This window comes from Ruegeria sp. BI11 (assembly GCF_056538005.1).
The window spans coordinates 111279-137857 of sequence record NZ_JBQFSM010000004.1; the positions used below are offsets into that span (position 1 = coordinate 111279).

Annotated in this window: 28 protein-coding genes and 2 tRNA genes; 11 read left to right on the forward strand and 19 right to left on the reverse strand. The window is 58.0% G+C overall.

All coding sequences use genetic code 11. The features are described 5' to 3' along the window. The first annotated feature begins 17 nt into the window (after nt 1-17). Nucleotides 18-368 carry a DUF2794 domain-containing protein gene (locus ACR0DT_RS11045; protein ID WP_170349615.1) on the forward strand — a complete coding sequence of 117 codons (351 nt, stop codon included), beginning with the start codon at nt 18-20 and terminating at the stop codon, nt 366-368. On the opposite strand, the gene ACR0DT_RS11050 is transcribed toward ACR0DT_RS11045, so the two are convergent. The 3 genes from ACR0DT_RS11050 to ACR0DT_RS11060 all read right to left on the reverse strand — a co-directional run bounded on the left by ACR0DT_RS11050 (nt 365) and on the right by ACR0DT_RS11060 (nt 2934). Next, nucleotides 365-1102, reverse strand: coding sequence for a C40 family peptidase (locus ACR0DT_RS11050; protein WP_480710788.1), 738 nt, complete (start codon nt 1100-1102; stop codon nt 365-367). The two genes, ACR0DT_RS11045 and ACR0DT_RS11050, sit on opposite strands and share 4 nt — an antisense overlap. After that, nucleotides 1099-2481: a leucyl aminopeptidase family protein gene (locus tag ACR0DT_RS11055; RefSeq protein WP_480710789.1), complete on the reverse strand. Its 1383-nt coding sequence runs from the start codon at nt 2479-2481 to the stop codon at nt 1099-1101. The genes ACR0DT_RS11050 and ACR0DT_RS11055 overlap by 4 nt, the downstream gene beginning before the upstream one ends. A gap of 63 nt (nt 2482-2544) precedes the next feature. Next, the gene (locus ACR0DT_RS11060) at nt 2545-2934 is read right to left on the reverse strand and encodes a hypothetical protein (protein WP_480710790.1); all 390 of its coding nucleotides are present in this window, start codon (nt 2932-2934) and stop codon (nt 2545-2547) included. A 144-nt stretch (nt 2935-3078) separates the two neighbouring features. Between ACR0DT_RS11060 and ACR0DT_RS11065 the strand changes: the two genes are divergently transcribed. Together ACR0DT_RS11065 and ACR0DT_RS11070 are read left to right on the forward strand one after the other, a co-directional pair. Beyond that, the gene (locus ACR0DT_RS11065) at nt 3079-3552 is read left to right on the forward strand and encodes a phosphoribosyl-AMP cyclohydrolase (protein ID WP_480710791.1); all 474 of its coding nucleotides are present in this window, start codon (nt 3079-3081) and stop codon (nt 3550-3552) included. Between the two features lie 239 nt (nt 3553-3791). Further along, the gene (locus ACR0DT_RS11070) at nt 3792-4238 is read left to right on the forward strand and encodes an SRPBCC family protein (protein WP_480710792.1); all 447 of its coding nucleotides are present in this window, start codon (nt 3792-3794) and stop codon (nt 4236-4238) included. Between the two features lie 55 nt (nt 4239-4293). Here ACR0DT_RS11070 and ACR0DT_RS11075 read toward each other — a convergent pair whose 3' ends face one another. The 4 genes from ACR0DT_RS11075 to ACR0DT_RS11090 form a co-directional block, all read right to left on the reverse strand. Next, the gene (locus ACR0DT_RS11075; RefSeq protein ID WP_480710793.1) at nt 4294-5211 is read right to left on the reverse strand and encodes an endonuclease/exonuclease/phosphatase family protein; all 918 of its coding nucleotides are present in this window, start codon (nt 5209-5211) and stop codon (nt 4294-4296) included. Between the two features lie 162 nt (nt 5212-5373). Continuing rightward, nucleotides 5374-6396 carry an aspartate-semialdehyde dehydrogenase gene (locus ACR0DT_RS11080; RefSeq protein WP_480710794.1) on the reverse strand — a complete coding sequence of 341 codons (1023 nt, stop codon included), beginning with the start codon at nt 6394-6396 and terminating at the stop codon, nt 5374-5376. Between the two features lie 110 nt (nt 6397-6506). Continuing rightward, nucleotides 6507-7553 carry a glycosyltransferase family 4 protein gene (locus ACR0DT_RS11085; RefSeq protein WP_480710795.1) on the reverse strand — a complete coding sequence of 349 codons (1047 nt, stop codon included), beginning with the start codon at nt 7551-7553 and terminating at the stop codon, nt 6507-6509. A 33-nt stretch (nt 7554-7586) separates the two neighbouring features. Next, nucleotides 7587-8759, reverse strand: coding sequence for an MFS transporter (locus ACR0DT_RS11090; protein WP_480710796.1), 1173 nt, complete (start codon nt 8757-8759; stop codon nt 7587-7589). Nucleotides 8760-8900: 141 nt separating this feature from the next. On the opposite strand from ACR0DT_RS11090, the gene ACR0DT_RS11095 reads away from it, so the two are divergent. Continuing rightward, entirely contained in the window at nt 8901-10043 is a 1143-nt protein-coding gene (locus tag ACR0DT_RS11095) for a DUF3095 domain-containing protein (protein ID WP_480711024.1), read from the forward strand. A 4-nt stretch (nt 10044-10047) separates the two neighbouring features. Here the strand turns inward: ACR0DT_RS11095 and ACR0DT_RS11100 are convergent, their stop codons facing one another. Together ACR0DT_RS11100 and ACR0DT_RS11105 are read right to left on the reverse strand one after the other, a co-directional pair. After that, nucleotides 10048-10818: an HpcH/HpaI aldolase family protein gene (locus ACR0DT_RS11100; RefSeq protein WP_480710797.1), complete on the reverse strand. Its 771-nt coding sequence runs from the start codon at nt 10816-10818 to the stop codon at nt 10048-10050. Between the two features lie 10 nt (nt 10819-10828). Further along, on the reverse strand, nt 10829-12241 hold the full coding sequence (locus tag ACR0DT_RS11105) for a pyridoxal phosphate-dependent decarboxylase family protein (protein WP_480710798.1): 1413 nt from the start codon (nt 12239-12241) through the stop codon (nt 10829-10831). Nucleotides 12242-12476: 235 nt separating this feature from the next. Between ACR0DT_RS11105 and hpaR the strand changes: the two genes are divergently transcribed. After that, nucleotides 12477-12911, forward strand: coding sequence for a homoprotocatechuate degradation operon regulator HpaR (gene hpaR / locus ACR0DT_RS11110; RefSeq protein ID WP_480710799.1), 435 nt, complete (start codon nt 12477-12479; stop codon nt 12909-12911). Nucleotides 12912-13782: 871 nt separating this feature from the next. Here hpaR and ACR0DT_RS11115 read toward each other — a convergent pair. Further along, a complete protein-coding gene (locus ACR0DT_RS11115) occupies nt 13783-14991 on the reverse strand; it encodes a winged helix-turn-helix domain-containing protein (protein WP_480710800.1) in 1209 nt (402 codons plus the stop codon). Between the two features lie 3 nt (nt 14992-14994). Next, nucleotides 14995-16020, reverse strand: a complete 1026-nt coding sequence (locus ACR0DT_RS11120; RefSeq protein ID WP_480710801.1) for a LacI family DNA-binding transcriptional regulator — start codon at nt 16018-16020, stop codon at nt 14995-14997. Between the two features lie 115 nt (nt 16021-16135). Between ACR0DT_RS11120 and ACR0DT_RS11125 the strand changes: the two genes are divergently transcribed. Further along, nucleotides 16136-16212 (forward strand) — tRNA-Arg (locus tag ACR0DT_RS11125). A gap of 321 nt (nt 16213-16533) precedes the next feature. Beyond that, a tRNA-Thr gene (locus ACR0DT_RS11130) sits at nt 16534-16609 on the forward strand. A gap of 31 nt (nt 16610-16640) precedes the next feature. Here the strand turns inward: ACR0DT_RS11130 and dxs are convergent. The 6 genes from dxs to ACR0DT_RS11160 are packed head-to-tail and all read right to left on the reverse strand — an operon-like array spanning nt 16641 to nt 21870. Continuing rightward, nucleotides 16641-18569 (reverse strand): 1-deoxy-D-xylulose-5-phosphate synthase, encoded by a 1929-nt coding sequence (dxs, locus tag ACR0DT_RS11135; RefSeq protein ID WP_480710802.1) that lies wholly within the window; start codon nt 18567-18569, stop codon nt 16641-16643. 14 nt (nt 18570-18583) lie between these two features. Further along, the gene (locus ACR0DT_RS11140; protein WP_480710803.1) at nt 18584-19450 is read right to left on the reverse strand and encodes a polyprenyl synthetase family protein; all 867 of its coding nucleotides are present in this window, start codon (nt 19448-19450) and stop codon (nt 18584-18586) included. Continuing rightward, complete coding sequence (locus ACR0DT_RS11145) at nt 19451-19693, reverse strand: exodeoxyribonuclease VII small subunit (protein WP_058272726.1); 243 nt, start codon at nt 19691-19693, stop codon at nt 19451-19453. It abuts the gene before it with no gap. Beyond that, on the reverse strand, nt 19690-20616 hold the full coding sequence (locus ACR0DT_RS11150; RefSeq protein WP_480710804.1) for a histone deacetylase family protein: 927 nt from the start codon (nt 20614-20616) through the stop codon (nt 19690-19692). The genes ACR0DT_RS11145 and ACR0DT_RS11150 overlap by 4 nt, the downstream gene beginning before the upstream one ends. 43 nt (nt 20617-20659) lie before the next feature. After that, the gene (locus ACR0DT_RS11155) at nt 20660-21361 is read right to left on the reverse strand and encodes a response regulator (RefSeq protein WP_480710805.1); all 702 of its coding nucleotides are present in this window, start codon (nt 21359-21361) and stop codon (nt 20660-20662) included. Next, on the reverse strand, nt 21358-21870 hold the full coding sequence (locus ACR0DT_RS11160) for a MarR family winged helix-turn-helix transcriptional regulator (protein WP_480710806.1): 513 nt from the start codon (nt 21868-21870) through the stop codon (nt 21358-21360). Before ACR0DT_RS11160 ends, ACR0DT_RS11155 begins: the two co-directional genes overlap by 4 nt. Nucleotides 21871-22030: 160 nt before the next feature. Between ACR0DT_RS11160 and ACR0DT_RS11165 the strand changes: the two genes are divergently transcribed. The 4 genes from ACR0DT_RS11165 (at nt 22031) to ACR0DT_RS11180 (ending at nt 24935) form a co-directional block, all read left to right on the forward strand. Then, a complete protein-coding gene (locus ACR0DT_RS11165; RefSeq protein WP_480710807.1) occupies nt 22031-22897 on the forward strand; it encodes a branched-chain amino acid aminotransferase in 867 nt (288 codons plus the stop codon). A 128-nt stretch (nt 22898-23025) separates the two neighbouring features. After that, the gene (locus ACR0DT_RS11170; protein WP_480710808.1) at nt 23026-23976 is read left to right on the forward strand and encodes an AraC family transcriptional regulator; all 951 of its coding nucleotides are present in this window, start codon (nt 23026-23028) and stop codon (nt 23974-23976) included. Between the two features lie 109 nt (nt 23977-24085). Next, nucleotides 24086-24451: an SPW repeat domain-containing protein gene (locus ACR0DT_RS11175; protein WP_480710809.1), complete on the forward strand. Its 366-nt coding sequence runs from the start codon at nt 24086-24088 to the stop codon at nt 24449-24451. A gap of 283 nt (nt 24452-24734) precedes the next feature. Next, complete coding sequence (locus ACR0DT_RS11180; RefSeq protein ID WP_480710810.1) at nt 24735-24935, forward strand: hypothetical protein; 201 nt, start codon at nt 24735-24737, stop codon at nt 24933-24935. A 34-nt stretch (nt 24936-24969) separates the two neighbouring features. On the opposite strand, the gene cobO is transcribed toward ACR0DT_RS11180, so the two are convergent. Together cobO and ACR0DT_RS11190 are read right to left on the reverse strand one after the other, a co-directional pair. Next, complete coding sequence (gene cobO, locus ACR0DT_RS11185) at nt 24970-25569, reverse strand: cob(I)yrinic acid a,c-diamide adenosyltransferase (protein ID WP_480710811.1); 600 nt, start codon at nt 25567-25569, stop codon at nt 24970-24972. A gap of 57 nt (nt 25570-25626) precedes the next feature. Next, on the reverse strand, nt 25627-26562 hold the full coding sequence (locus ACR0DT_RS11190) for a DMT family transporter (RefSeq protein WP_480710812.1): 936 nt from the start codon (nt 26560-26562) through the stop codon (nt 25627-25629). Between the last annotated feature and the right edge of the window lie 17 nt (nt 26563-26579).

A 26579-nucleotide genomic window follows, 5' to 3' on the forward strand; every position in this document is an offset into this window, starting at 1 on the left:
CCGGCAAGGCTTGGGGTATGAACATGCAGCCTCCCAGCCGGTTTTCTGCAAACTCGGCCCAGATGCCCGTCGCGTTTAACCGGCACGAGATGTCCCATATTCTGTCCGTCTATGGCCGGATGGTCGCCGCCGGAGAATGGCGCGATTACGGAATTTCCAACTTGCGCGACATGGCGGTGTTCTCCATCTTTCGAAGAACGGCAGAACATCCGATATACCGGGTCGAGAAACATCCGCGTTTGCGGCAAAGGCAGGGGATGTATTCGGTGGTTGGCATGGATGGTCGCATCCTGAAACGCGGCCAGGATTTACGCACGGTTCTGAGGGTGCTGGAGCGTAAGCTGATCCGCTCGGTTGACCTTGATTAGAGCCGTTTATGGGCGGTCACCGGCCCATCGCCTTGTTCCAGAATGCGCGTGATTGCCTGATCCATCGGCTCGAACGTTACATCCATATGATAGGCATTGGCATGCAACAGCATGTTTTCTCCATAGACCCACGCCACGTGACCCTTCCAGAACAGCAGATCACCGCGTTTCGGTTCCGTTCCTGCGGTCAGGGCTTCGCCCAGTTCACGCTCTTGATCGCCGCTGTCGCCGGGGCACGGCGTGCCGCAGGCCAGTAGGCCAGCTTGCACCAAGCCGGAACAATCCAGCCCGAACCGGCTGTTGCCGCCCCAAAGATAGGGTGTGCCCAGAAACAGCTCGGCCACGGATACCGGATCAGTCAGGCGGGTCGCGTTGAGTTTGGCGTGCACGGCAGGGATGAAGCCCAGTTCCGTTTCTAGAAACCGGTCTTGTTCCGATAAAACCTGCACGCGGCTGCCAAAGCTCAGCGAAACGCGGTCTGGGCTTTTCATATCCGGTTCTGCATAGGCATGGGTCGCAGGGGCGGTGACCCAATGCGTATTGGGCACTGATGCGCCCAACTGATCCGAGGTTACCCAGCCAGAGTAATCATCCTTGTCAGCAGTCACTCGGCTCCAGTCATCTTGTGTTTCGACCACGGTGACCGTATCGCCGAATAACAGCTGCCGATCCCGTGGGCCATCCGGGCGGCGTAACAGGTCGGCGACGGGTATTATGATGCGCTGTTGGGTCATAGGTCCAGAATCTCGGGCAGGGCAGTCAGCAGGGCGCGGGGGCCTTGACCGAGGCCACCTTTGCTGCGGCCCGGAGCCTTGCTGGGCTGCCACGAATAGATGTCGAAGTGCATATAACGTCTATCGCCTACAAACCGGCGTAGGAACAGTGCGGCGGTGATCGAGCCTGCAAACCCGCCCGAAGGCGCATTGTCCAGATCGGCAATACCGGGTTCGATCATCGCCTCATAGGGTTCATGGAACGGCATCCGCCAGACCGGATCAGCGGCTTGCTTGCCTGCCTGTGCCAAGGCATCGGCGGCGCTTTCGTCGTCTGTGTAGAAAGGTGCCAGATCGGGGCCAACGGCGACCCGCGCAGCACCCGTCAGCGTGGCCATCGAGATCACCAGATCCGGCTCCCCTTCATCCGCCAGCGTCAGCGCATCGGCCAGCACCAGCCGTCCCTCGGCATCTGTATTGTTGATCTCAACCGTCAAACCCTTGCGTGATGTCAGGATATCGCCGGGGCGAAATGCGTTTCCCGCCACCGAGTTTTCAACCGCCGGGATCAGCACCCGCAATTGCAGCGGCAGTTCCAATGCCATGATCATCCGGGCCAGACCCAGAACGTTCGCCGAACCGCCCATGTCCTTTTTCATCAGACCCATCGAGTTGCCGGGTTTCAGGTTCAACCCCCCGGTGTCGAAACACACGCCTTTCCCGACCAGCGTTAGCTTGGGACCGGCGCTGCCCCAGTTCATCTCGATCAGACGAGGGTCCTGCGTGGATGCCCGGCCAACCGCGTGGATCATGGGAAAGTTCTGGTCTAGCAGTTCCGCGCCGCGAATTATGTTGCACGAGGCTCCAAATTCCTGTGCCAACGCTTCGGCGGCGGCCTGCAACTGGTCCGGGCCCATATCCGCCGTGGGAGTGTTGACCAGATCGCGGGTCAGGGCTTCAGCCTGTGCCAAAACTTCGATCCGCGTGGCGTCGACGCCTTCGGGCGCGACCAACCGGGCCTTGGCCGGAGATTGCTTGGCATAGCGGTCAAACCCATAGCCGGTCAGCAACCAGCCCAGGCATTCGGTCTCCAGCGCCTCAGCTGGTACGCCCGAAGCGATGCGATAGGTGCCTTCAGGCAGGTTTTCGGCGGCAGCGGCCAGAGGAAACCGCTTGCGCGCACGGCCACCTGCTTTGCCATACCCCGCCACCGCAAAATACGGGGCTCCATCTGGCCCGGGGATCAGGGCCACCTGACCCAACGCGCCGTTAAAGCCACTCGCCTTGATCCAACTTGCCACATGGTCCGGGTAGTTGTTCAGCCAACCGTCCAGGTCGGTTTGCGCAATAACATGCAGCGGTAGCGAAAGGTCTGAGGGGGAAGCAAAGGACAGGGTCATGGAAAACTCGGCTTGTTCGATTTGCGCCCAGCCTAGCTACCCACGGCCTGTCCGCAAGCCCCGTCAGACCGAAAGATCCTGTTGATCCCAGATCACGGTCAGCGATTTTTCACCCACACGGATCAGTCGCGACAGGGTGGCACCAGTGGCCACGGCATCCCCAGCATCCACCGATTGCGCCACATCCCCGGCGACACGGACCAGTGCAACCATGCCGATCTGTTCTGCGATGGCGACTAGCGACCGCGCGCATTTGCGCAGCCCGGCCCAGTCGCGTTGCCGCCAGAACCGTTCGCAGTTCGACAGGCGCACAGCCAGTTCCTCGACCGTGCGGCACAGCACGTCCAGCGCGTTCTTGTCACCCAGTTGCCGGTACAGCCCATTCAGCCTGTCCGAGTCCAAGCGGACGGTTTCTTTGTGTTCAAGCGTGAGTATCTTATCCACCACATTCACCCCAAATTATTATGCCCCCACGGCATAACGTGACATTGGCGGCGAATTCCTTTGTAAAACCTTGCCGCAGAGCAGGATAATGGCTCGAATTTTCTTCGAATTCAGGGTAGAGGACGCCCCAGCGAACAAATCAGGGACACGAACATGTCTATTACCACCGATGAACTGACCGCTGCCCGCACTGCTTGGGGTGATGGGTTGATTGCCATCTCAAAGGCCTATGAAGAGGGCGGTATCGATGCAGCCCGCCCGGTTGCCGAAGATGTTCTGGACGCGGCTTATGGCTACAATCTAGGACCGGTTCTGTTTAAGCCGACCATGGCCTCGGGGGATCAGACATTTCGCCCGACACGCCATGGCGCGCTCGCCTATTTTGTTGGCCATGACGCTGAATATCCGTTGGACGGCGGGTTTGGAATAAAGGGCTGGCGCTCGATGGAAACCGCAACGTCTGCCTCTTTTGTCGAAGGTGATGTCGGGATGTGGATGGGCATGGTCAAGCTGACTGATAAAGATGGCAACGTCACGCAGGTTGACAAGAGCTTTGGCTACAAGAAAGACGCCGAAGGCGTGCTGCGGATTGTGCTGCATCACTCCTCCTTGCCGTACCAGCCTTGATACAGAAAAGCGTAATGACCCGCAGGAAATTGGTCGCCGTTTGACCGGCACCGACGCGCTACGCGGTCTAAGGGCGGGGGATCAGGCCTCTGATTCAGCGCCCTTTTTTGATATAGTGGGCTGATCCGGATTTGGATCGAGGGCGCATTATGCGAGTTATCAAACGTATTCTTCTTTTTCTGATCTGTCTTGTTTTGCTTTTGGTCGGCGTTTCGTACCTGCTGCCTGGGAAACCCGTCGTGTCGCGCAGCATTACTATAGACGCCCCGGCCAGCGTCATCTTTCCTTATGTGAATTCGATGCAAGAGACCGAGAAATGGTCGCCCTGGCTGGCACGCGATCCGGAAACGCAACTGTCTTATAGCGGCCCCGAAGCCGGGGTGGGCAATACCCTGAGTTGGAGTTCCGAACATCCGCAAGTCGGCAGCGGCACGCAAGAGATTGTCGAGAGCGTGCCGGATCAAACCGTCAGAACCGCGCTGGATTTCGGGCCCATGGGCACCGCGTCGGCGTCGTTTCAGCTGACGCCCGAAGGCGATCAGACACATGTGACCTGGGGGTTCGAGTCCGACCTTGGGATAAACCCGATGGCACGCTGGATGGGGTTGATGATGGATAATTGGGTCGGCGGGGATTACGAAAGCGGGCTAGCCAATCTCAAGATACTGGTTGAAGATAACAGTTAGTCTTCTGCATCATTGCATTAGGTGCGCGCAACAAGACGCGCAATGGACGTGCAGACTATTCCAACCGAATGCGGGCGAGTTTTCCAAGATGGTCTGATCCCATAAATGGGCGCAACTCGACCGTTCCGGTCGTTCCTTTAGGGAATAAAAGGTTGTCTATCGGCAAGGGTACCTGCCAGCTGCCGCGGTTATGGGTGTTCAGGATGGTTCCGAAACTCTGGTTGTCTGCTGCCGCTGCGATCCGCTGGACGCTTTCGCCCCAGGGCACCATGTTGAAATCTCCGGCAATCAGAACCGGGCCTTCAAGCTTTTTGATGCGGTCAGCAATCACTTGGCTCTGTTTGGATTGGTTGTAAGGAAATGGCCAATTCAGGTGTACAGATACCACCCATACGAGGCCATTGCCCGGAGCTTTGACCTGCAAACCGACAAGCCCATAGCCTTCCAGACAAAATTCGGAATTTTCGACAATTGGCAATGTCGTCAGGATGGCGACGTTTTGTTCGGGGCGGAACTCACAGATCGTTTTTGCCGGGTAATGCTCGAACATGTTTTTCATGTATTGGCGATTGTGACTGGATACTTCCTGCAAGGTCACGATCTGAGCATTGGATTCTATAATGTCGTCGGCCAATGGATACCGCGGCCAGGCTTTGCTCATAAGGTTCTTTTGATACAACGTCAGGCAGGCACCATTGCAATCCTCAGACGGCGCAGCATAGCTGGTGGCAATTGATCCTATGGCGATGATGGCAACGGCTGTTGAGCTCAAAGCGAAGTATCTTGCACGCAAGCACAGCAACACCACGGCGCAAGGTATCAGCAATACACCCGCCAGTGGGCGAAACAGGGCAAAAGAGTCCCCGGCAGCAATGAATGGTCCGGTAAAGCCAATGACAACCAACCCCATCAGCATGCTCGCGCATCCAATGGTCAGGTTTCGTACAATCCTGTGTTTATTCAAGAAACGCATGCTCTGCCTCTGTCGCTTTGTGCGGGGCAATGCATGTGGGTTGCTGTGTCACATGTCTCGCTGTCAAAGCGCGCCATTTTGGTGACAAGCCAGCCTGTCTTTGTCAACAGGCAGAAGTGGAATGTGCCACGTCATCCAACATGGCACATTCGAAAGGCCAGTTTAGCCTTTTTTCAGAACCTCACGGCCCAGAAGCTCGGCAATTTGTACTGCGTTCAATGCAGCACCCTTGCGCAGGTTGTCGGACACGCACCACAGGTTGATGCCGTTTTCAATCGTCGAGTCCTGACGGATACGGCTGATGAACGTGGCGAAATCGCCCGCGCATTCGATGGGCGAGACGTAGCCACCGGCCTCGCGCTTGTCGATCACCATGATACCCGGTGCCTCGCGCAGGATATCGCGGGCTTCGTCTTCGTCCAGAAACTCTTCGAACTCGATGTTCACGGCCTCGGAGTGGCCAACGAAAACCGGTACGCGGACGCAGGTTGCGGTGACTTTGATCGACGGGTCGACGATCTTTTTCGTCTCGACCACCATCTTCCATTCTTCCTTGGTCGAGCCGTCTTCCATGAAGACGTCGATCTGCGGAATGACGTTGAAGGCGATCTGTTTCTGGAACTTCTTCGGTTCAACTTCGGTGGTAGGGTTGTAGATAGCCTTGGTCTGATCCCACAGCTCATCCATCCCCTCTTTACCGGCACCTGAAACCGACTGATAGGTCGACACGACAACGCGCTTGATGCGCGCACGGTCATGCAGCGGCTTCAACGCGACAACCATCTGCGCGGTTGAGCAGTTGGGGTTGGCGATGATGTTCTTGTTCTTATAGTCGTGGATCGCCTCTGGGTTACATTCCGGCACGATCAGAGGAATGTCCGGGTCATAGCGATAGAGCGACGAATTGTCGATCACCACGCAGCCAGCCGCCGCCGCCTTTGGGGCGTAGACCTTGGTGGCCTCGGAACCCACGGCAAACAGTGCCATGTCCCAGCCGGTGAAATCGAACGTGTCCAGGTCCTTGGTAGTGAGTGTCGTGTCGCCAAAGCTAACCTCGGTGCCCAGCGAACGACGGCTTGCCAGAGCGGCAAGTTCATCGACGGGGAACTGGCGTTCCGCCAAGATGTTAAGCATTTCGCGGCCCACGTTACCCGTGGCGCCGACGACTACGACGCGATAGCCCATTTCATGTCTCCAAAGTTAAGGACGCGCGTTCATAGCCGCGTTGCAGCAAAGAAAAAAGAGGAATCGCGTTAATATTCCGAGGATGACGGCGATTTGAGGCGTTTCTGGTCTCAGTCTTGCGCTAACAGTGATCTGTATACCTTAACGATCTCTTCCGCCTCGCCCTCGATTCGAAAATTCTGTTCGATATGCTGGCGGGCGGCGGCTCCGGCGGCGGCCATTTTATCCGGGTCTCTCAGCATGTCGTGCAGGGCTTGGGCCAGCGTATCAACGTTGTCTTTTTCCACCAGACGACCGGTCACACCGTCCTGAATCTGCGCGCTAAAGGCACCGACACCGTGGCAGGCAATGGCCGGAACACCCGATGCCATTGCCTCGAGTGGGGTCAGGCCGAACCCTTCGTGGCGGGCCGGGGCGACGAACAAATCCAGCGCTCGATAGGTTTCGACGATCTCCTCCCACGGGCGTTCGCCCAGAAACCGGACACGGTCCGTCAGCCCGGCCTGTTCCAGCTTGTCTTCCTGTTCGCGTTGGAAGGTTTCGAACTCTTTTGTGGCATTGCCGGTAAAGACGATTTTGGCATCGGGAAACGAGGGCATCACCTTGATCGCAGCATCCACCAGCAGATCGACGCCTTTCTGGGGCCGAATGCGCCCGAAACACCCGATCAACGTCCCTGTGGGCAATCCAAGCTTGGCGCGCAGGGCATCCTTATCCTCCTTATCCTCGGCCGGTTGGAAAATCTGCGTATCGACACCGTGCATGATCACCTTGGACGGATGCTCAAGAAACGAGGCCGCCTGCGGCGTCGTAGCAATCAACGCATCCATTTTCGAGATCAGTTTCTTGGTAAACCCTGAATGGTCGCGCTGGGCCGCAGATGTGAACAGCAGCTTGTAGTTACGGCGAAATACCGACCTTAGAAACAGCCCCATCAGCATTTCAGTGTTGCGGCGGGCATGCCAGACAATGGGGGCTCGATTGGGTAGAAACAGAGTCTTCCAAAGGGGAATATGTGGGATATTGTCCGGCAACCCTGGCCCCGTGGCGCGGATGTTGATCATCTTTGCCTGTATCGGCAGCAGCCGGATAACAGTTGTGGTCACACCTGAAAGACTATGTTTCAGGTTTGGCGCCAGAACTTCGATATCCTGCATTGAGCTCTCCATACCGGACGATCCGAGGCGGGATCAGTCTATGCTGTCGCGGCTGAATAGATAGATCACACAGCCGATGGCAAGCGTGACTGCGAAAAAGCCGAATATCGCTGTGTAGGGTGCGGTCGGGCTGATGTCTACCGTGGCTGCGTGGATGCGACCGGTGACGAATTGCGCCAGGCCCACACCGCCGACACCAAACAGGTTCAGCAAGGTCATGCCGCGCCCCACCAGATGGGGTGGGGCAAAGGCACGGCCATGCGCCATGATGACCGGAAAGCTGGCCCCCAGAAAGCCGAACACCGCCATCAGTAGTATCGAGACCCAGACCGCATTGTCGACCCACAGGCTCAACAGAACCAACGCCACCGCACCCAAAGAATTGCCACCGAAAATCACCCATTTCCGTGTGCCCAGCATCCGGTCCAACGGCCCATATACAAAGGTGCCCGCAATCATCGCCGCGCCCATGATCAGGGTCGCCGTGCCTATCTGAGTGGTGCTGAGGTTGAAAACGTCGCTCAGATACGGCCCGGCCCACAGCCCTCGGGTGGCGCCCGAGGGTGCATAGGAGACCAGCATCAGGGGCAGGATCGCCCAAAGCGCGGGCTCTTTTAGCAGATCCAGCACCGATCCCCTGTGTTCTGTCTCGACCCGTTTGGGGTCATGCACGGTGAGCCAGATGCCCAGTGCAATGACCCCCGAGACCAGCGCCAGAACCCACATCGTGGCCCGCCATCCGATCAACTCGACTGCCAGCGCGGTGGGGTACGAGGCCACCAGATTGCCGACCGAGCCAACCCCGATCATCACAGCTGCCAGAGTCGCAAACTGTGCCGGCGGGTATTCCCGTGCGAAGATGTAATAGGACGCCATCAATACTGGAGAGCACCCGATCCCGATCAGCGCCATGGCGATGGCAACGTGAAACGGTGTAGTGGCCACGGCAAACAGGGCCGCTCCGCCCGCGCCTCCCACCAGCAAAAGAATCGCGGAAGTGAGGCGCGGCCCGATTTGGTCCAGTGCCCAGCCCACTGGCAGCTGTATCGCTGCAAAGACCAGAAACCAAAGCCCCGAGGCAAAGGCCAGATCCTCGGGCGTGGCTCCGATATCGCGGCCCAGATCAACGCTGAGCACGGCCAGAAAGGCGCGAAAGAACTGGCTGAGCACATAGCCCAGGCACAAGACCACCAGACCTGCCTGCATGAAACGCCCCTTTTCCCCAGCCTGCGCGGAAATGCTTGGCACGTCTCGGTGCATCACACAAGCACGTGTGCTATGATGTTTTCACCGGACAGCGTTCTCATTCGGGCTATCTTTCCAATTACCCATCACCCCGAGGTGCAGATGAAAGACGCACAGGCCGCCTTTTATGACAGCCTTCCTTTGCAAAGGGACTTTACCCGCCTGGCTCAGCCCGCGCGGTTCACCGCTGTGCCCGATGACTGGGCGCTGGGCGTTGCCGATATCGTTGATTCCACCGGTGAGATTGCAAAGGGGCGCTATAAAACCGTCAATATGGTCGGCGCTGCCGTGATCTCGGGCATGATCAACGGGTTGAAGGGGCAGGAGTTTCCTTATGTCTTTGGCGGCGATGGGGCTGGATTTGCCATCCCCGCCAGCGCGGTTGACACAGCCCGCACGGTCCTGGCCCAACTTCGGCGCTGGGCGGACGAAGAATTCGCGATCACCTTGCGTGGGGCTGTGGTGCCTGTGTCCGAAATCCGCATGGCGGGTAAAGACCTGCGGGTCGCCCGCTATGCTCCGTCTGACGGGGTGGATTACGCCATGTTTTCAGGTGGTGGGCTGGCCTGGGCCGAGGCGCAGATGAAAGAAGGTCAGTTCGAAGTGCCTCTCGCTGACCCGGGCGCGCTGCCCGACCTGACCGGCCTGTCTTGTCGATGGTCTAACAGCAGGGCGCGGCATGGAAAAATCGTCTCGGTTGTGGTGCAGCCAACTGCCAAAGCGACCGAAAGCGATTTTGCCGATCTGGCTCATTCCGTACTGTCCGCGGCCGAGCGGTTGGAGCGCGCAGGCCACCCAGTGCCGGAAAACGGCCCGCCGATCAGTTGGCCACCCCCGGATACTACGTTGGACGCCCGTGTTTCACGGGCCGGTCGCAACCTGCTTGCTCAGAAACTCAAATTGTTGGGGCAAAACCTGCTGATTGCGCTGCTGTTCAAAAGTGGCAAGCGTTTGGGTCAGTTCGACCCGGAGCATTACAAACACATGGTCAGTCGCAACGCCGATTTCCGCAAATTCGATGACGGGCTGAAAATGACGTTGGATTGCGATCCGACCACATTGTCGCAAATCCAGATAATGCTGGAACAGGCGCGCGGGCAGGGCAAGGTGCGCTATGGCCTGTACGCACAGGACGAGGCGATGATGACCTGTTTTGTACCCTCGGCCACGCGCGATGACCATGTGCATTTCGTCGACGGTGCCTCGGGTGGTTACGCGCAGGCCGCTGCCGGGATGCAGGGTTAGGGCGTCATTTCGCCTTCCATTTGGTGGCGAGCGCCCGTGCAGATTGAGCCAATAGAATCACATCGATCCCTACCGCCAGAAACTGTGCGCCCATGTCCATATAGGCCTGGCTTGCCTTGTCATTGGTGCCCAGAATGCCGGGTGCCTTGCCCGCTGCTTTGATGTGGGTGATGGCATCGGCGATGGTTGCCTGCACTTCGGGCGCGGCGCTGTTACCCTGATAGCCCATATCGGTGGACAGGTCCGCTGGGCCGATGAACACGCCATCCACGCCGTCGACCGTCAGAATATCGTCCAGCGCCGCCATCCCGGCGCGGTTTTCCACCTGTACCAGCAGACAGATCTGCGCATCCGCCGTCGCTATGTAATCCGCGACCGAACCGTAACCGGTCGCCCGTGCGGCCCCCGCGCCAACACCACGCATACCATCGGGCGGATACCTGCAGGCGCGCACCAAGTCCCGCGCCTGTTCGGCGCTTTCCACCATCGGCACCAGAACGGTCTGCGCCCCCACATCCAACACCATCTTGATCAGCGCCGTTTCCCCCACGGGCACTCGCACCACTGGATGAGTGGGGCCGGCAGCCAACGTCATGAGCTGATCGCGGATCGAGCGGATGTCGTTTGGTGCATGCTCACCGTCGATCACTAGCCAATCGAATCCGGCGGTACCCATAATCTCGGTGGTGACAGCCTCGGCAAAACTGCTCCAGCAGCCAATTTGGCGTTCTCCGTTGATTAGAGCCTGTTTAAAGGGATTTGTGGGTGCGGACATGGCGGAACCTTTAGGTTAATGAGCGGGCGATTTCGGTGATGACATCATAGGCCATTCGAACGTCATCTTCGGTGGTTTCGAATTGGCCGGCCTGGAAACGGATCGTCATGTTACCGTCCACACGGGTTTGGGTCAGGTAAATGCGGCCATCGTCGTTGATGGCATTGACCAGGTGCAGGTTCAGCGCGTCCAGATCGGGGTGCCCTTCAGGTGCATAGCGGAAGGTCCACAGGGACCACATCGGTTGTGTAGTGATCTGGAAATCCGGCTCGGCCGCCAGCCTGTCATGCAGGTCGATGGACCAGCTCACATGGTTGCGCAGCCGCTCGCGCAGCCCCTCCAACCCATAGGCGCGTATAACGAACCACAGTTTCAACGCCCGGAACCGACGACCAAGGGGCACGGACCATTCCGAGTAATTGATGATCCCATCTTTGCCGTGGGTCTTGAGGAATTCCGGGCTGATCGCCAACGTCTGCACCAGATCGTCCGGATTTTTCAGGAAATGCGCGCAACAGTCGAATTGCACACCCAGCCATTTATGAGGGTTGAACACGATGCTGTCAGCCTGTTCCACGCCGGGCCAATAATGGCGGTATTCCGGACAGATCATCGCCGACCCGGCCCAGGCCGCATCCACATGCGTATATAGCCCATATTTCTGCGCGACCTTCAAACAATCGTCGATCGGATCAGTGGCGCCGGTCCCGGTTCCGCCTACGCACATAATGACACCGGCGGGCTGTAAACCAGTGTCTAAATCGAACTGAATTGCCCGTTCCAGTGCAGCAGGATCCATTCCGCGCCAACCTCCTTTGATCGGAACACGAACCAGATTGTCTTGCCCAATCCCCGCGACCCAGATGGCGCGGTCCACCGAGGTGTGAACCTCAGCCGAACAATAGACACGCAGCGGTTTCTGCCCGAACAATCCTTGGTGATTGCCCTGCCAGTTCAACGCCTTTTCTCGCATGGTCAGCACAGCAGCCAGCGTTGCAGAAGAAGCGGAATCCTGAATGACCCCTGCGAACCCCTCGGGGAGGTCCAGCGCCTGACGCAGCCAGTCCATCATCCGCGTCTCCATCTCGGTCGCGGCGGGCGAGGTTTGCCACAGCATACATTGCGGCGCGATGGCGCTGGCCAGAAACTCGGCCAGAACCGACGGGGCAGATGCGTTCGAGTTGAAATAAGCAAAAAACCGGGGGTGCTGCCAGTGGGTGATACCGGGCATCACGATGTCTTCGAAATCGCGAAAGATATCCTCGATCGCCTGCGCCTGTTCCGGTGGACGGGCGGGCAGGGCGTTCAAAATATCACCCGGCTCGGTCTGGGCGCGCACCGGTTTGTCACCCACGGTCAGGTGATAATCCTGTGCCCATTCGGATACTTTCTTGCCCCAGTCCGAAAACTCATCCCATTTCATTACTATCCTCAACATCGCTTGGCGCGGGTCAGCCCCGGCTGGTTTTCTCAGCTGATAGTGATGGGCAACACGTGCAGAAGGTCAACGATCTTTCGGTCCTTCACGGCCGTTGGAGGTGGCCGAACATCAAAAAATAAACAGTCTTAAAGCGCCAATTAGAGGCTAAATATGTAAAAACAGCCAGAAAAACCGCCTGTCCCGTTGCAGTGTCAGCGGAATTCGGCGAGAATTTGGTATGACCAATGATGTACCATTGACGTCACGTTCATTGCCCATTGCGTTGCTGCGGGCGCGGGAACGCGTCATGGGACCCATTCGCAAGATGCTGGCGGATGTTGGTGTAACTGAACAGCAATGGCGTGTGCTGCGTGTCCTGAACGAGGAAGGCCCGCAAGAGCCGACTCATCTTGCGGACCGGGCCTGTCTGCTGTTGCCTAGCCTCACCCGCATTCTGCAAAAGCTTGAGGCCAAAGGCCTGATCCTGCGGCGAGCGCACCCTTGTGACAAGCGCCGTCAGATCGTTGATATCACAGCTAAAGGGAAGCAGATCATTCAGGACAACATCCAGGTGACTGTTCATTTGGCCGAGGATCTGCGTACCAAACTAGGTCCCGAACGGCACGAAGCCCTGCTGGATTTGTTGAACGACCTGCGCGACCTGGAAACGTGACACTCCAAATACGTACCCCGCCAGAGACAGGTGCTATCTCTGACGGGGTGGCCAGACGTGTACTGGATTATATGCCTGGCCCGAGGTCGGTTGCGACGGATAGTTCCCGACGGTCCGACCCGCAATTCAGAGAACACGCCGATCCGAAATATGACCGGCTTTCTGGCGCAAAGACCTTGGGGGTAACGTCTTTGACCATAGTTCTCTGAAATATTCGCACCCGATATTGCAGCTTGGTACGCGACCCTATGGGGTGTCTTGACGTCGTGGCGGGTGCTTGGGTCCCCGCCATATTTGCGAGTGGTGGTCAGAGCGCGCGGCACCCCGATTTGCCAGCGTTTGTCACTCTGCCACCTTTCAACTTAGAGCTGTTCCGGCGTTTTCCAAGGTGGTGCAACCGGATTGTGAACAGCGGTTATCGGGGCTTTGCCAATTGGCGGACTGTCTTGCGACAGTTCCACCGCAACTGCAGTAATGGGTGACTTATTACTTCAGGCCACGACAGTAAGATGCGCGCTGCCTGATATATTAGCGGACTGCGATGCCGGACATTTTGCTTTCTCCTCCCGATCCGACTGCGATTTCGGTGCAGGGGCAGGATGCGGTCCATCCGGGGGCGCGAATACTCTAAGTGGATCGCCCATATCGCGAGATGGGTCATTAGGTTGACCGTGAAGATCTAATTTCAGATCCGCGCCGATGGTGGGTCTGACCGGGCAACCGTGCCATTTCCGCCTGGCTCGGTCCTGGAGACCTGATCCTGACCGGCACACTCACCGGTATTGGTCCGGTGAAGGAAGGCGACGTGATCGAAGGCGGAATCGATAGCCTGCAACCGATCCAACTGACGCTGAGGGGCGCCGAATAGACCCTATTTAGGTTCTTTCAGCCAATCAGCGGCAAATTCCACGTTATCCAGCCCGGCGAAACGGCGAACTCGGTCCAGTTCTGATTCCAGTCTGCGGGTCCGCGCGTCGGACCAGCGCACGGATCTTTCCGGCCACAGCGCGCTGATCTGCAGAATACCTCGGTTACGCTGCGCTTTCATGTCGATCCGGCCAATCATTCGATCACCTTCCAACAGAGGAAACACGTAATAACCATAGGTCCGCTTGGCTGCGGGCACAAAAACCTCAATCCGGTAGTGGAAACCGAACAGGCGTTCCGCCCGATTGCGGTCGCGCAGCATTGGGTCAAAGGGGCTGAGCACCCGGATGCGATTGGACGGTGAGGGCGGGTCTTCGTTGGTCAAACCCGGCCGCGCCAGCAGTTTTCGCGTTTTTCCATCGGCGCAAGTGACTACTATTTCCTCCAAATATCTTTTTTTTAGGCCCTTTTTACACCAATCTTTGGCTTCGCTGACGCTGACCGTATCCCAAAATGCTGCCAATTCTCCGGGCGTGGCAAAACCCAACCGATCCAGCGCCGCATTGCACAGCCAATCCACTGTTTCTTCAGTGTCGCAAGCCATGTTGCCTGGGCACAGATGAGTGTCGATGACCCGCTCGGTCAGGTCATATCGTTTTTGAAAACCGTTGCGGCCAATCACCGTCAACGCACCCGAGCGCCACAGAAATTCGAGCGCTGTTTTCGACGGGTGCCAATCCCACCAACCACCTGATCCCTTCTTTTCGTCTTTGCCCACGTCCGAGGACGACACCGGCCCGTGGTCGCGGATATGTTGCAGAACGGTGGCAAATTGCTGTTCGAACCCTTCCCGACGCCAGTTCTTCCATCGGGATTTCAACAGCGCTTCATCGCGTTGAAATCGCAGGTGCCAATGACGGTAGAATTCCATCGGGATCACAGCGGCATCATGGGTCCAGTGCTCGAACAGTGCCTTGTCACGTTCATAAAGATGCTTGAGGTTGTTGGCGCGGTATGACGGCCTGCGCGAATACAGGATCATATCATGGGCGCGGGCCACGGTGTTGATACTGTCCAGCTGCACAAAGCCCAGCCGGTGGATCAATGCCAACAAATCCTTGCCTTTCGCCCCGCCCGAAGGTGGTTCGGCCAGCGCATGGCGATCCATGAACAAGGCACGGGCTGTTTTATTGTCCAGCCACGGCAGAGCCATCGCTTAGCGTCGCTTTAGCGTGTCGCCGTAGCTGATTTTGGGGGTCAGGGTCACGCGGGTGTCGATTTCGACGTTCGGATCGGCCAATTGGGCGGCGATGATCTCGGCCGCTTTGCGACCGATCTCATGACGGCAGGCATCCATTGTGGCCAGCTTACGCGGCAGCCCCTGTAGCAATTCGACATTGTTGAACCCAGCCAGACCGATCTGCCTCGGGATTTCGATGCCTCGTTCCAGCAGATACAGTAATCCGCCTGCGCCGATCATGTCGTTGGAATAATAAAGGAAATCCAGATCGGGCGAGCGGTCCAACATGGTCTGCGTCATTTCGCGCCCTTTGGCCAAAGCCGAGCCGCCTGAATAGAACTCGCGATCTTCGATTTCGATTCCGTTCTTGCCTAACACCTCGGTAAAGCCTTCAAAGCGTTTCCGCGCGCGGTGATCCAGAGGCATCTTAGTGCCCATGAAACCAATGTGTTCATAGCCCGCCTTAAGAATCGCCGCAGCCATTTCGCGCCCGGCACGACGGTGGGAAATGCCGACCATCGCATCCACCGGCTTGCCGTCCGTATCCATGATCTCGACCACCGGAATCCCGGCTGAATCCAGCATCGCGCGGGCGGCATCGGTATGTTCCAATCCAGCGATGATCACGCCCGATGGCCGCCACGAGAGCATCTCGTACAGGACCTTTTCCTCTTTCTCGGGCAGATAGTCTGTGACGCCGACCACGGGCTGCAATTCGGTGTCTTCCAGCACTTGATTGATGCCGGTCAGTACCTCGGGAAAGACCATGTTTGACAACGACGGGATGATCACTGCGACCAGATTTACCCGGCTTGAAGCCAGTGCGCCTGCGATCTTGTTGGGTACATATCCCAGCTCTTTCGCTGCGGCCAAAACACGGGTGCGGGTGGCGTCCGACACGTCGCCCCGGTTCCTAAGAACTCGGCTAACTGTCATTTCGGACACTCCTGACGCTTCCGAGACATCACGAAGGGTAAGCGGACGTTTTGTTTCTGTGGTCACGGAGGGCACCTGCACTGTTGTTTTGCCCGATGGTAGCGTGAACAGGGATTGATTTACAACTGTTGTGCAAAGGTCATGACAACCCTGAAAAACCAAGGTACAGAGAGCCTTGCGCGGCCCCGTGGCTCAACTGGATAGAGCAGCCCCCTCCTAAGGGGCAGGTTGCAGGTTCGAATCCTGCCGGGGTCGCCAGACTACTATAAAAATGTATTCAAATTAATATCTTAGATGGTACATGAGTTCTGATAGCTGGCGCGTATCGAAGCGTTGCTTTAGATAGGATCCAAAAAGAACAACGATCAAACAAGTTGAATGACGTTGGGGTGCACGGATTGCGGATTAACCGGATACGGAACTCGAACCAAACTACCTGGCATCAGTCTAATACGGTTCACTGGCCATACTAACTGCAGCTACGTCGCCCTCTCTTTGATCATCGCGAAACCTTAAATCAGATCGAGGCTTTGACAACTCTGGACATGGGCGGGGCCTGGGTTTAAACGACGTGTCGCTGCCTCAATAGCTCAGCTGGTAGAGCAGGTCCTTCGTAAGGACAAGGTCGGGGGTTCGAGTCCCTCTTGAGGCACCACGCGTTTCCCTAATCGTGTTCCGGTAACCGCTTAGGCGCGTTTTTCACCGATCGTCGTGACGCCCAGAACCGACAGCACCTTGGCCTCGATCTGTTCGGCATTCATGCCTGCGACAGCATACATATCCGCCGGGCTGGCCTGGTCGATGAAGATATCCGGCAGCACCATCGAGCGGTATTTCAGCCCGTGATCGAACACGCCCTCATCCGCCAAAAGCTGCGCCACGTGGCTGCCGAAACCGCCAATGGCACCCTCTTCGATGGTGATCAGGGCCTCGTGGTTTGCGGCCAGATCAAGGATCAGATCGCGGTCCAGCGGTTTGGCGAAACGAGCATCGGCGATGGTGGGGGTGATACCGCGGGCAGAAAGGGCCTCGGCGGCCTTTTGCACTTCGGCCAGGCGGGTGCCAAAAGACAGCAGAGCCACGCGCGCGCCATTCTGGATCAGGCGGCCTTTGCCGATCTCAAGCACCTCGCCCCGTTCGGGCAGGTCGACACCAACGCCCTCACCGCGCGGATAGCGGAAGGCTATGGGACCGTCGTCATGGGCGGCCGCCGTGGCGACCATATGCATCAGTTCGGCCTCATCCGCAGCGGCCATGATGGTCATGCCGGGCAGGTTGGCGAGATAGGCAATGTCGAAAGATCCCGCATGGGTCGCACCATCCGCGCCCACAAGACCCGCGCGGTCGATGGCAAAGCGCACAGGCAGCCGCTGAATGGCCACATCATGCACGACCTGATCGTAACCGCGCTGCAAAAAGGTCGAGTACATTGCGCAGAACGGCTTCATCCCACCGGCTGCCAGCGCCGCCGCAAAGGTCACGCCATGCTGTTCCGCAATTGCAACGTCGAAACAGCGCGAGGGGTAGCGTTCGGCAAACAGGTTCAACCCGGTTCCATCCGGCATTGCGGCCGTAACGGCAACGATCTTGTCATCGCGTCCAGCCTCATCAACCAGAGTTTTACCAAAGACTGAGGTATAGGACGGCGCGTTGGACGGGGCCTTTTTCTGTTCGCCTGTGACCACGTCAAATCTGGCGGTGGCATGACCCTTGTCGCGGGCCTGTTCGGCGGGGGCGTAGCCCTTACCCTTTTTAGTCAGTACGTGGATCAGAATCGGGCCAGTAGCCCGCGCTTTGACGGTGCGCAGAACCGGCAGCAACTGATCCATGTCGTGGCCGTCGAGCGGACCGATATAGGAAAAGCCAAGCTCTTCGAACAGTGTGCCGCCCACGGCCATGCCTTTCAGCATTTCCTTGGCGCGTTTTGCACCTTCGCGGAACGGTTCGGGCAACAGTGACACAGCACCCTTGGCGGCGGCTTTCAGGTCGTGGAACGGAGCCTCGGCATAAATTCGTGACAGATAGCTAGACAGCGCGCCGACAGGCGGGGCAATGCTCATCTCATTATCGTTGAGGATAACGATCAGACGTTTGCGCAGATGACCGGCGTTGTTCATCGCCTCAAAGGCCATGCCAGCCGACATTGACCCATCGCCGATCACGGCAATTGCGTCGCCCAGCCCTTCGGGCGTAACACCACCCAGATCGCGCGCCACTGAAAACCCGAGTGCCGCGCTGATCGAGGTTGAACTATGCGCTGCTCCAAACGGGTCAAAGGGGCTTTCGCTGCGCTTGGTGAAGCCACTTAGACCGTCTTTCATGCGCAGGGTGCGGATACGGTCGCGCCGTTCGGTCAGGATCTTATGCGGATAACACTGATGCCCCACATCCCAGATGATCTTGTCGCGCGGCGTATCGAACACCGCATGCAGCGCGGTGGTCAGTTCGACCACACCCAACCCCGCGCCCAAGTGGCCACCGGTGACGGATACGGCCGAAATCGTCTCGGCCCGCAATTCCTGCGCCACCTGATGCAGCTGCGCATCCGAGAACTGCTTGAGATCCGCGGGGCGGTTCACAAGGTCCAGCAAAGGCGTTTTCGGACGATCAGACATTCGGCATTCCTGGCTTAGCTGTCCCGGGCAATAACGAAGCGGGCGGCGTCCTTCAAGGTTTCAGCCGATGCGCCATAGCCCTCCAGCGCGGCGCAGGCCCGATCCACCAGTTCCGCCGCGCGGGCTTTGGCCGCATCCAGACCCAAAAGCGATACAAATGTGGCCTTGCCGGCCTGGGCATCCTTTTGCAGGCGTTTCCCGGCCTTTTCGGCATCACCTTCGACATCAAGAATGTCGTCCGCGATCTGAAAAGCAAGCCCCAGTGCCTGGGCATATTGGCGCAATGGCTCGGGGTCTGCTTGCGCCAAACGCGCACCGGCACAGGCGGACCATTCGATCAACGCGCTGGTCTTACCTGCCTGAAGGCGCGTGATTTCGTCCAGCGTTAGCGGAGTCGCCGCCGTTTCCGCCGCGATATCCAGCGCCTGACCCAGGACCATACCTTGCGCTCCGCTAGCTTTGGCGAGTGTTAGTGCCAAATCTGCCCGAACCTCGGCCTTGCCGACCTCGGGGTGGGCGCACAGTTCGAAAGCCAGCGTCTGCAACGCGTCCCCAGCCAGAACGGCGGTGCCTTCGTCCCATTTTATATGTACCGTGGGCCGCCCACGGCGCATGTCGTCGTCATCCATACAGGGCAGATCATCATGCACCAATGAATAGGCATGCAGCGCTTCGATCCCGGCAGCGGGCCAGATCGCGCAGCCTTGGTCCACCTCGTGCAGGCGCGCGCTTTCCAGCACCAGAAACCCACGCAACCGCTTGCCGCCTTCGGTGGCATAGGCCATCGCACGGGTCACATCCAAATCATCCAGCGCGCCCAGAACCAGATCGAACTGATCCTGAATTCGCGCTGCATCCTGCGCTAGTATTTCACGAAACATTTACTGACCTTCGACAGGCGTCGTCCCGGTCGGCTGACCGTTGGCGTCCAGAGTAATAGCAGCCACCTTTTCTTCGGCTCGCTTCAGCTCATCCTCGCAACGCTTTTTCAACGCCGCGCCGCGCTCATACAGCGCGATGGATTGGTCCAGTGCCACGTCACCGCGCTCCAGCTGGCCGACAACGGCCTCAAGCTCTTTCATCGCCTGTTCGAATGTCATCTGGTCTACTGGGGTATCGGTCATCGGGCTGCCTTCATCAATTCTTCCACATGGGCGCGGGTGGCCTCGGCCAGTGCGTTCAGATCATACCCGCCTTCCAGAGTCGAGACGATACGTCCCCCGCAAAGCTCATCTGCAATCTTGCACAGCTCGGCCGTGACCCAGGCGAAATCGCCGGTGGACCAGTTCAGATTGGCTAGCGGATCATCCTGATGCGCATCAAAACCGGCGGAAATAATGATCAGTTCAGGTTTGAATTCACGCAAACGCGGGAAGGCCTGTGTTTCATAGACCGCGCGCATTTCTGTCCCGCCTGAACCGGGGGACAGGGGGATATTGAGGATAGTTTCATGCGCGCCAGTCTCATCCGGGCGACCCGATCCGGGCCACAACGGCATTTGCTGGCTGGTGATTACCAGCGCACGCCGTTCATCCCACAGTAGATCCTGCGTGCCATTGCCGTGATGCACATCGAAATCAACCACGGCGACCCGGTTCAACCCGTGATGATCTAATGCATGTTTAGCTGCCAAGGCGGCATTGCCGAACAAGCAAAATCCCATCGCAGTATCGGTTTCAGCATGATGTCCCGGCGGGCGGATCGCGCAGAACGCGTTTGGCGCTTCGCCACCCAGCACCATATCCACCGCCCGCACCACGGCCCCCGCCGCGCGATAGCCCGCGTCGACCGAGCCGGGCGACATAAAGGTGTCGCCATCAATCTGGGTGAAACCATCAGATGGGCGTGCACTGCGAATGTCTCGAATGTAACCTTCCGGATGCACCCGCAACAGATCGTCATCCGCCGCCAAAGGGGCCGTCACCCGGTTTAAGTCCAGTGACTCCAGCGCGTGCAGGATTTGTTCCAACCGAGCCACCCGCTCAGGATGTCCGTCCGGCGTCACATGCCCCAGACAGTCCGCATGGGTCAAAAGCGCGGTTTTCATAACAACCCCCCTGTTCAAATGGTCTAAAGTCGCTGCGGTGCGATTAATCCGGCGCTAGCATATATCCAGCACCCCGTACTGTCTGCAGATAGCGCGGCTGCTTCGGGTCCTGCTCGATCTTCCGCCGCAAACGCGTGATTTGCACATCCACTGCGCGTTCCTGCGCCTGACCCTTGTCGCGGCCCAGATCCTCGACCAGCTTGGCGCGGCTGATCGGCTCACCGGGTTGGGTCGAGAAGATCTTCATCAACTGGCTTTCCGTCGCGGTCAGGCGCACCGGTTCTTCGCCCTGCCACATCTCGCCGCGTTCCACGTCATAGCGGATCGGGCCGAGGGTCAAAATCTTGGTCGCCGTATCCTGCGCCGGAGTTTCAGGCATACGCCGCAGAATGGCGTTGATGCGCAACAACAGCTCTTTCGGCTCGAACGGCTTGGCCAGATAATCGTCCGCACCGGCCTCAAGCCCGGCGATCCGGTGCTCGGTCTCACCGCGTGCGGTCAACAGCAGGATCGGCGTGGCATGGGTTTCACGCAGCGTTTTGGTCAGGCTCACACCGTCTTCGCCGGGCATCATCACGTCCAGAACGATCATGTCGAAGTCGAGGCCAGACAACACCCGCCGCGCATGGGCGGCATCGCGGGCGGCGGTCACCAGAAACCCGCTTCGCATCAAAAACTTTTTGAGCAGATCACGAATTCGCTCATCGTCGTCGACGATCAGCAGATGGGCATCCAAATCGCTCATGAGGTCGTATCCCGCAGTTTCGTGTAAGCATGACGCATATCAGCATCCATCATTGCTTCAAGTACTTTACGAAATCCTGATACCGCCTCGGGTCCCGCATCCTTGTAGGCGGCGCGCATTCGCACGCGCTGGGCCTCGGACAGTTTGGTCTCAAGCGCCTTGCCTTTGTCGGTCAGAAACAGATGCCGTTCGCGTTTGTCGACCGTGCCCACCCGGCTTTCGACAAGACCGTCGTCAATCAAGGTTCTAAGCACTCGGTTTAGCGATTGTTTCGTCACCCCGAGTATGGCCAGCAGGTTGTTCACGGTCGTGCCCGGCGCGCGGTTGATGAAATGGACGGCCCGGTGGTGCGCCCGGCCATAGGCCAGCTGCGCCAGAATGCGATCCGGATCAGCGGTAAAGCCCCGGTAGGCGAAAAACATCGCCTCGATCCCTTGTCGCAACTGTTCGTCGGTTAAAAACAAAAGGCTTTCGCCGCCAAAGACTTGGACGGGGCGCGTATCCGACATTGTATGCCTCATTCGTTACTCGAGATTGACTTTATGTCAGCGTTATTGACATTCCAATAGTGGACAGGTATCGAACTGCAGTTTCTGCGCAACTTTATGTCCGCATCGGACTTAAATGGCGCAACAAACGAAAAATTCAACCCGGTTCAGGAGGTTTCGCATGGCGGGGTATGATGATCGTGACGGCGTAATCTGGATAGATGGTGAACTGGTGCCCTGGCGCGATGCCAATGTGCACATCCTGTCCCACGCGATGCACTACGCGTCCTCGGTGTTCGAGGGCGAGCGCGCATATAACGGCAAGATCTTCAAAAGCCGCGAACATTCCGAGCGTCTGATTGCATCCGCCGATGCGCTGGACATGCCGATGCCTTATACGATCGATCAGATTGAAGCCGCTAAGGAAGAAACCCTGAAAGCCAGCGGTCTGCAGGACGCTTACGTGCGTGTTCTGGTTTGGCGCGGTTCGGGTGAAGATATGGGTGTGGCCTCGGCCCGGAACCCGGTGCGCATGGCCGTCGCGGTCTGGCCTTGGGGTGCCTATTACGGCGACGCTAAAATGCAGGGTGCCAAGCTGGACATCGCGGAATGGAAACGCCCCAGCCCCGAAACCATTCCGGTTCACGCCAAGGCGGCGGGCTTGTACATGATCTGCACTATCTCCAAGCACAAGGCCGAGGCCAAGGGCTGCTCGGACGCGCTGTTCATGGATTACAACGGCTACGTGGCCGAGGCGACTGGCGCCAACGTGTTTTTCGTCAAGGATGGTGAGGTGCACACCCCGCTGGCCGATTGCTTTCTAAATGGCATCACCCGCCAGACAGTGATCCAGATGCTGAAAGACAAGGGCGTCAACGTGATCGAGCGCCGCATCAAGCCCGAAGAAATGGCCGATTTCGAACAATGCTGGCTGACCGGCACGGCGGCCGAGGTCACACCGGTGGGGCAAATCGGCGACTACACCTTTGAGGTCGGAGATCTGACCCGCGAGATTGCGGAGGATTATGAGGCGCTGGTTCGCGCCTGATCTGATTAGAGTATAACGTCCGAGAACCCCCGCCCTTTCGCGGGGGTTTTTCTTTGCCCAAAGTTCAAGTTTCCGTGCAGAACGTTCAGTTGGCTGGACGAAGGCGCAGGTGAGTATAGGTTACACCCATGTTGGACCTTCTCAGCGATATCCTCACCCGTCTGTCCCTGCGTGGAACATTCTATTTCCGCACGTCATTCACACCGCCTTTTGGCATCCAGGTCCCGGCCTTTCAGAACGTCGCCCGGTTCCACTTTGTTCAGCGTGGTGAGTTGAAGGTTAACGTCTCTAACACAGGCCAAACGCTGCGCCTCAAGCAAGGTGATTTGATCCTGATTCCGCACGGGGCGGCCCATGCCCTGCTGTGCAATGAGGTTCAACCGCTAAATGCCCTGCCATTGGAACAGGTCATTGATGAAGCCGGGTATCAGGGCGATGGCGTTCTGATTTACGGCGGCGAGGACAAAAGCCGCGACACACAGCTTGTCTGTGGTCATTTCTCGTTCACCGGTCCGCCGGGGCGAAAGGGCGCGGGTCATATGCTGATTGACAGGTTGCCACCTTACATTCTGATCGAAAACTACGGCGAAGAGGCCGGGGCCTGGATCGAAGCCACCCTGCGCATGATCGGGTCCGAGGTCAGCGGTGCGCGGATCGGGGGCGATCTGATCGCCTTGAAACTGTCCGAGGTGTTGTTTGCGCAGGCCATTCGCGCCCATCTGGAACACCAGAGCCCCAGCGACACCGCATTGGCGGGGTTTGCTGACCCGCGTATTTCACGCGCTCTGACGGCCTTTCATCAGGCTCCTGCGCAAGAATGGAGCGTCGAGTCCCTGGCGCGCGAGGCCGGAATGTCGCGCACTGCCTTCGCGCAGCTGTTTGCTGAGAAGATGAACACAACGCCCATGCAATACCTGACGGATTGGCGCATGCAGATTGCTTGCCATGGCCTGACCGAAAACCGCTGGAACGTGGCGGATGCGGCGGCCGAGGTCGGTTACGCATCCGAGGCCGCCTTTTCCCGCGTATTCAAAAAACAGGTTGGTCTGTCACCGGCAGCATACCGGTCAATGCACTGATCCGCTTGACTTCCGAACGATCTGCAAGATTTCCCGAACGATCCGGAATTAAACGTTCGAGTATCCCAGCCTAGCTTGGTGTCATGCCACGTTAGGAAAGGAAAAATCAATGTCTGTCCGTTTCGTTACCCGCACTGTGCACGCCTATCTTGATTATCCGGTCGCTCTGGCGCTGATGGCGCTGCCGTTTGTTTTGGGGCTGGGGCAATCCAACCCGATGGCCTTGTGGCTGTCGGTTGTTACCGGCGTCGCTGCGCTGGTTTTGACCGTGTTGACCGACCATCATCTCGGCGTCTGGCGGGTTCTGCCCTATAAATTCCATTTGGCCGTCGATCTATTGGTCGGCGTTACGTTTCTGGCCGCGCCCAGCCTGTTTGGCTTCTCGGGACTGGATGCGATTTACTACTGGCTGAACGGCGCAGCGGTTGTTGCTGTGATCTCGCTCAGCTCATCGGAAGAGAGTGTGGCCGCCTGATCGTGAAATAAGTGAGTTTCACAAGTTCATCGTGACATGCCCGAGCCTCTGAGCCGCTTGTTGTTAGAACAAGTGGCTCAATGCTGTTCACTAGCTAGGAAGCAGATCGCGTGTGGTTTTTATCCTTGCAATTCCCGACTAAAATAATCAGATAAAAGGCAACTCTAGATGCAGTATCATCCGGCACAGAGTTTCGAGGCGGTTTGCGGGCTTAGCGCATGACTTGGTGAGAGCCCGCCGCAGCCTCGAAAACGAAACGGAACTTGTACGGAAAAAGCTTGGTATGGGCGATCCGCTTGACGAAATCATGGCACGGTACGAGGCCGCCACTGCTTGCTGCTGCTGCTGCTGTGACGATGACTTCTGCGCCTATGTCGAAAAGAAAAAACCGATGACACGCCGAAATCCGTCCGAGCGTTTGCCAGACAGCGCAGCCAGCCAACGCGGGTCAGTGCGTTTTCTCAATGAACACCCGCAAGGGTAACAGCCCTGGTTATTGGGCTGTTTAGACTCTGTTCTCAGAAATCCACGCCGCGCTGGGCTTTGATCCCAGCTTGGAAGGGATGCTTTTCTTCGGTCATTTCGGTGACCAGATCGGCATAATCCCTCAGCGGCTGTGGGGCGTCGCGCCCGGTCAGGAACACGCTGGTTTTGTCTGATCGCTCTTTCAGCCCGTCAATGACCTGCTCGACCGACAAATACTCATAGCGCAGGGCGATGTTGACCTCATCCAGAACCACCAGATCATACTCTCCGCTGGCCATCAACGCGCGGGCCTTGTCAAAGGCAGCATTGGCCGCAGCGATGTCGCGCTCGCGGTCCTGCGTGTCCCAGGTAAAACCCTCGCCCATCGTGTGCCAGGTGACCAGATCGCGATCCTCAAAGAAGCGCCGCTCGCCGGTTTTCCACTTGCCCTTGATGAACTGCACCACGGCGACCTTCTGACCCCAGCCCAAGGCCCGTATCACCACGCCAAACGCAGCCGAGGATTTGCCTTTGCCCTTACCGGTGTTGATAAGCACCAGACCCCGACCGGGATCGACCGCCTCCGAGACTTTCTTGCGGTGCTGGGCCTGCACCTTCTGCATCTTTTCCTTGTGATCCTGCGCGTCGCTCATGGGGAACCCTCACTTTGTGTCGGGCACACCCTAGGGGAAGTTTGGCAAAGGTAAAGGTCAGGCTTTAGGGTCGGTGACGGCGCGGGCGCGCCCGCGTTCCAGACCAAGCTGATGTTCACGCCAGATCACTACGATATTGCCGGCGATCACCAGTGCCGCACCGATCAGCATCACCAGCGTGGGCAATTCACTGAACCAGACGTAGCCGATGACGATGGCAAACAGCATCGAGGCGTAGTCATAAGGCGCTAGCATCGACGCCTGACCAAAGCGGTAGGACGACGTTACAAGAATCTGCGCCACACCGCCGATCAGTCCGGCCAGAATCAACACGGCAGCTTGTTCCCATGTGGGCAGGACCCAGCCCCAGAATGCGGTTAGTCCGGACATCAGGGTCGCGGTCATTGAGAAATAGAATACGATGGCCGCCGGATGATCGACCTGTACCAGTTGCCGGATGTGGATCTGCACAAAGGCACGGGCGATTGTTGCCCCCAAAATACAAAGCGCGCCAAAGGTGGCGGCAGCCTCCATGTTGTTACCGCCCAGCCGGGGCCAGATCATGATCAGAACACCCAAAAGGCCGATGGCGACGGCGGCGATTCGAATCTTGCGGATGCGCTCGCCCAGCATGACCGCCGCCAGAATCAGAGTGAAGATCGGGGTGGCGTAGCCAATAGCCGTGGCCTCGGGCAAGGGGATCAGGCCAAGACCGGTGAAGGTCAGGCCCATCGCCGACGTGCCAAGCACGCCGCGCCAGAAATGGCCCATGGGTTTGCGCACAACAAAGCCCTGCGCCAATTCTCCGCGTGAGATCAGCCAGATGACAATTACCGGAATGGCGAATAACGATCGGAAAAACACCATCTCGCCCGGTGGAAAGTGATCAGACTGCGATTTGATCAGCGCCGCCATGACAGTGAACAAAAACACCGCGCTCGTTTTCAGAGCGACGGCCAGCAGCGGTCGATGCGATGTTAACGGTTTTGCCATCGGCGCGAACCTGCGCC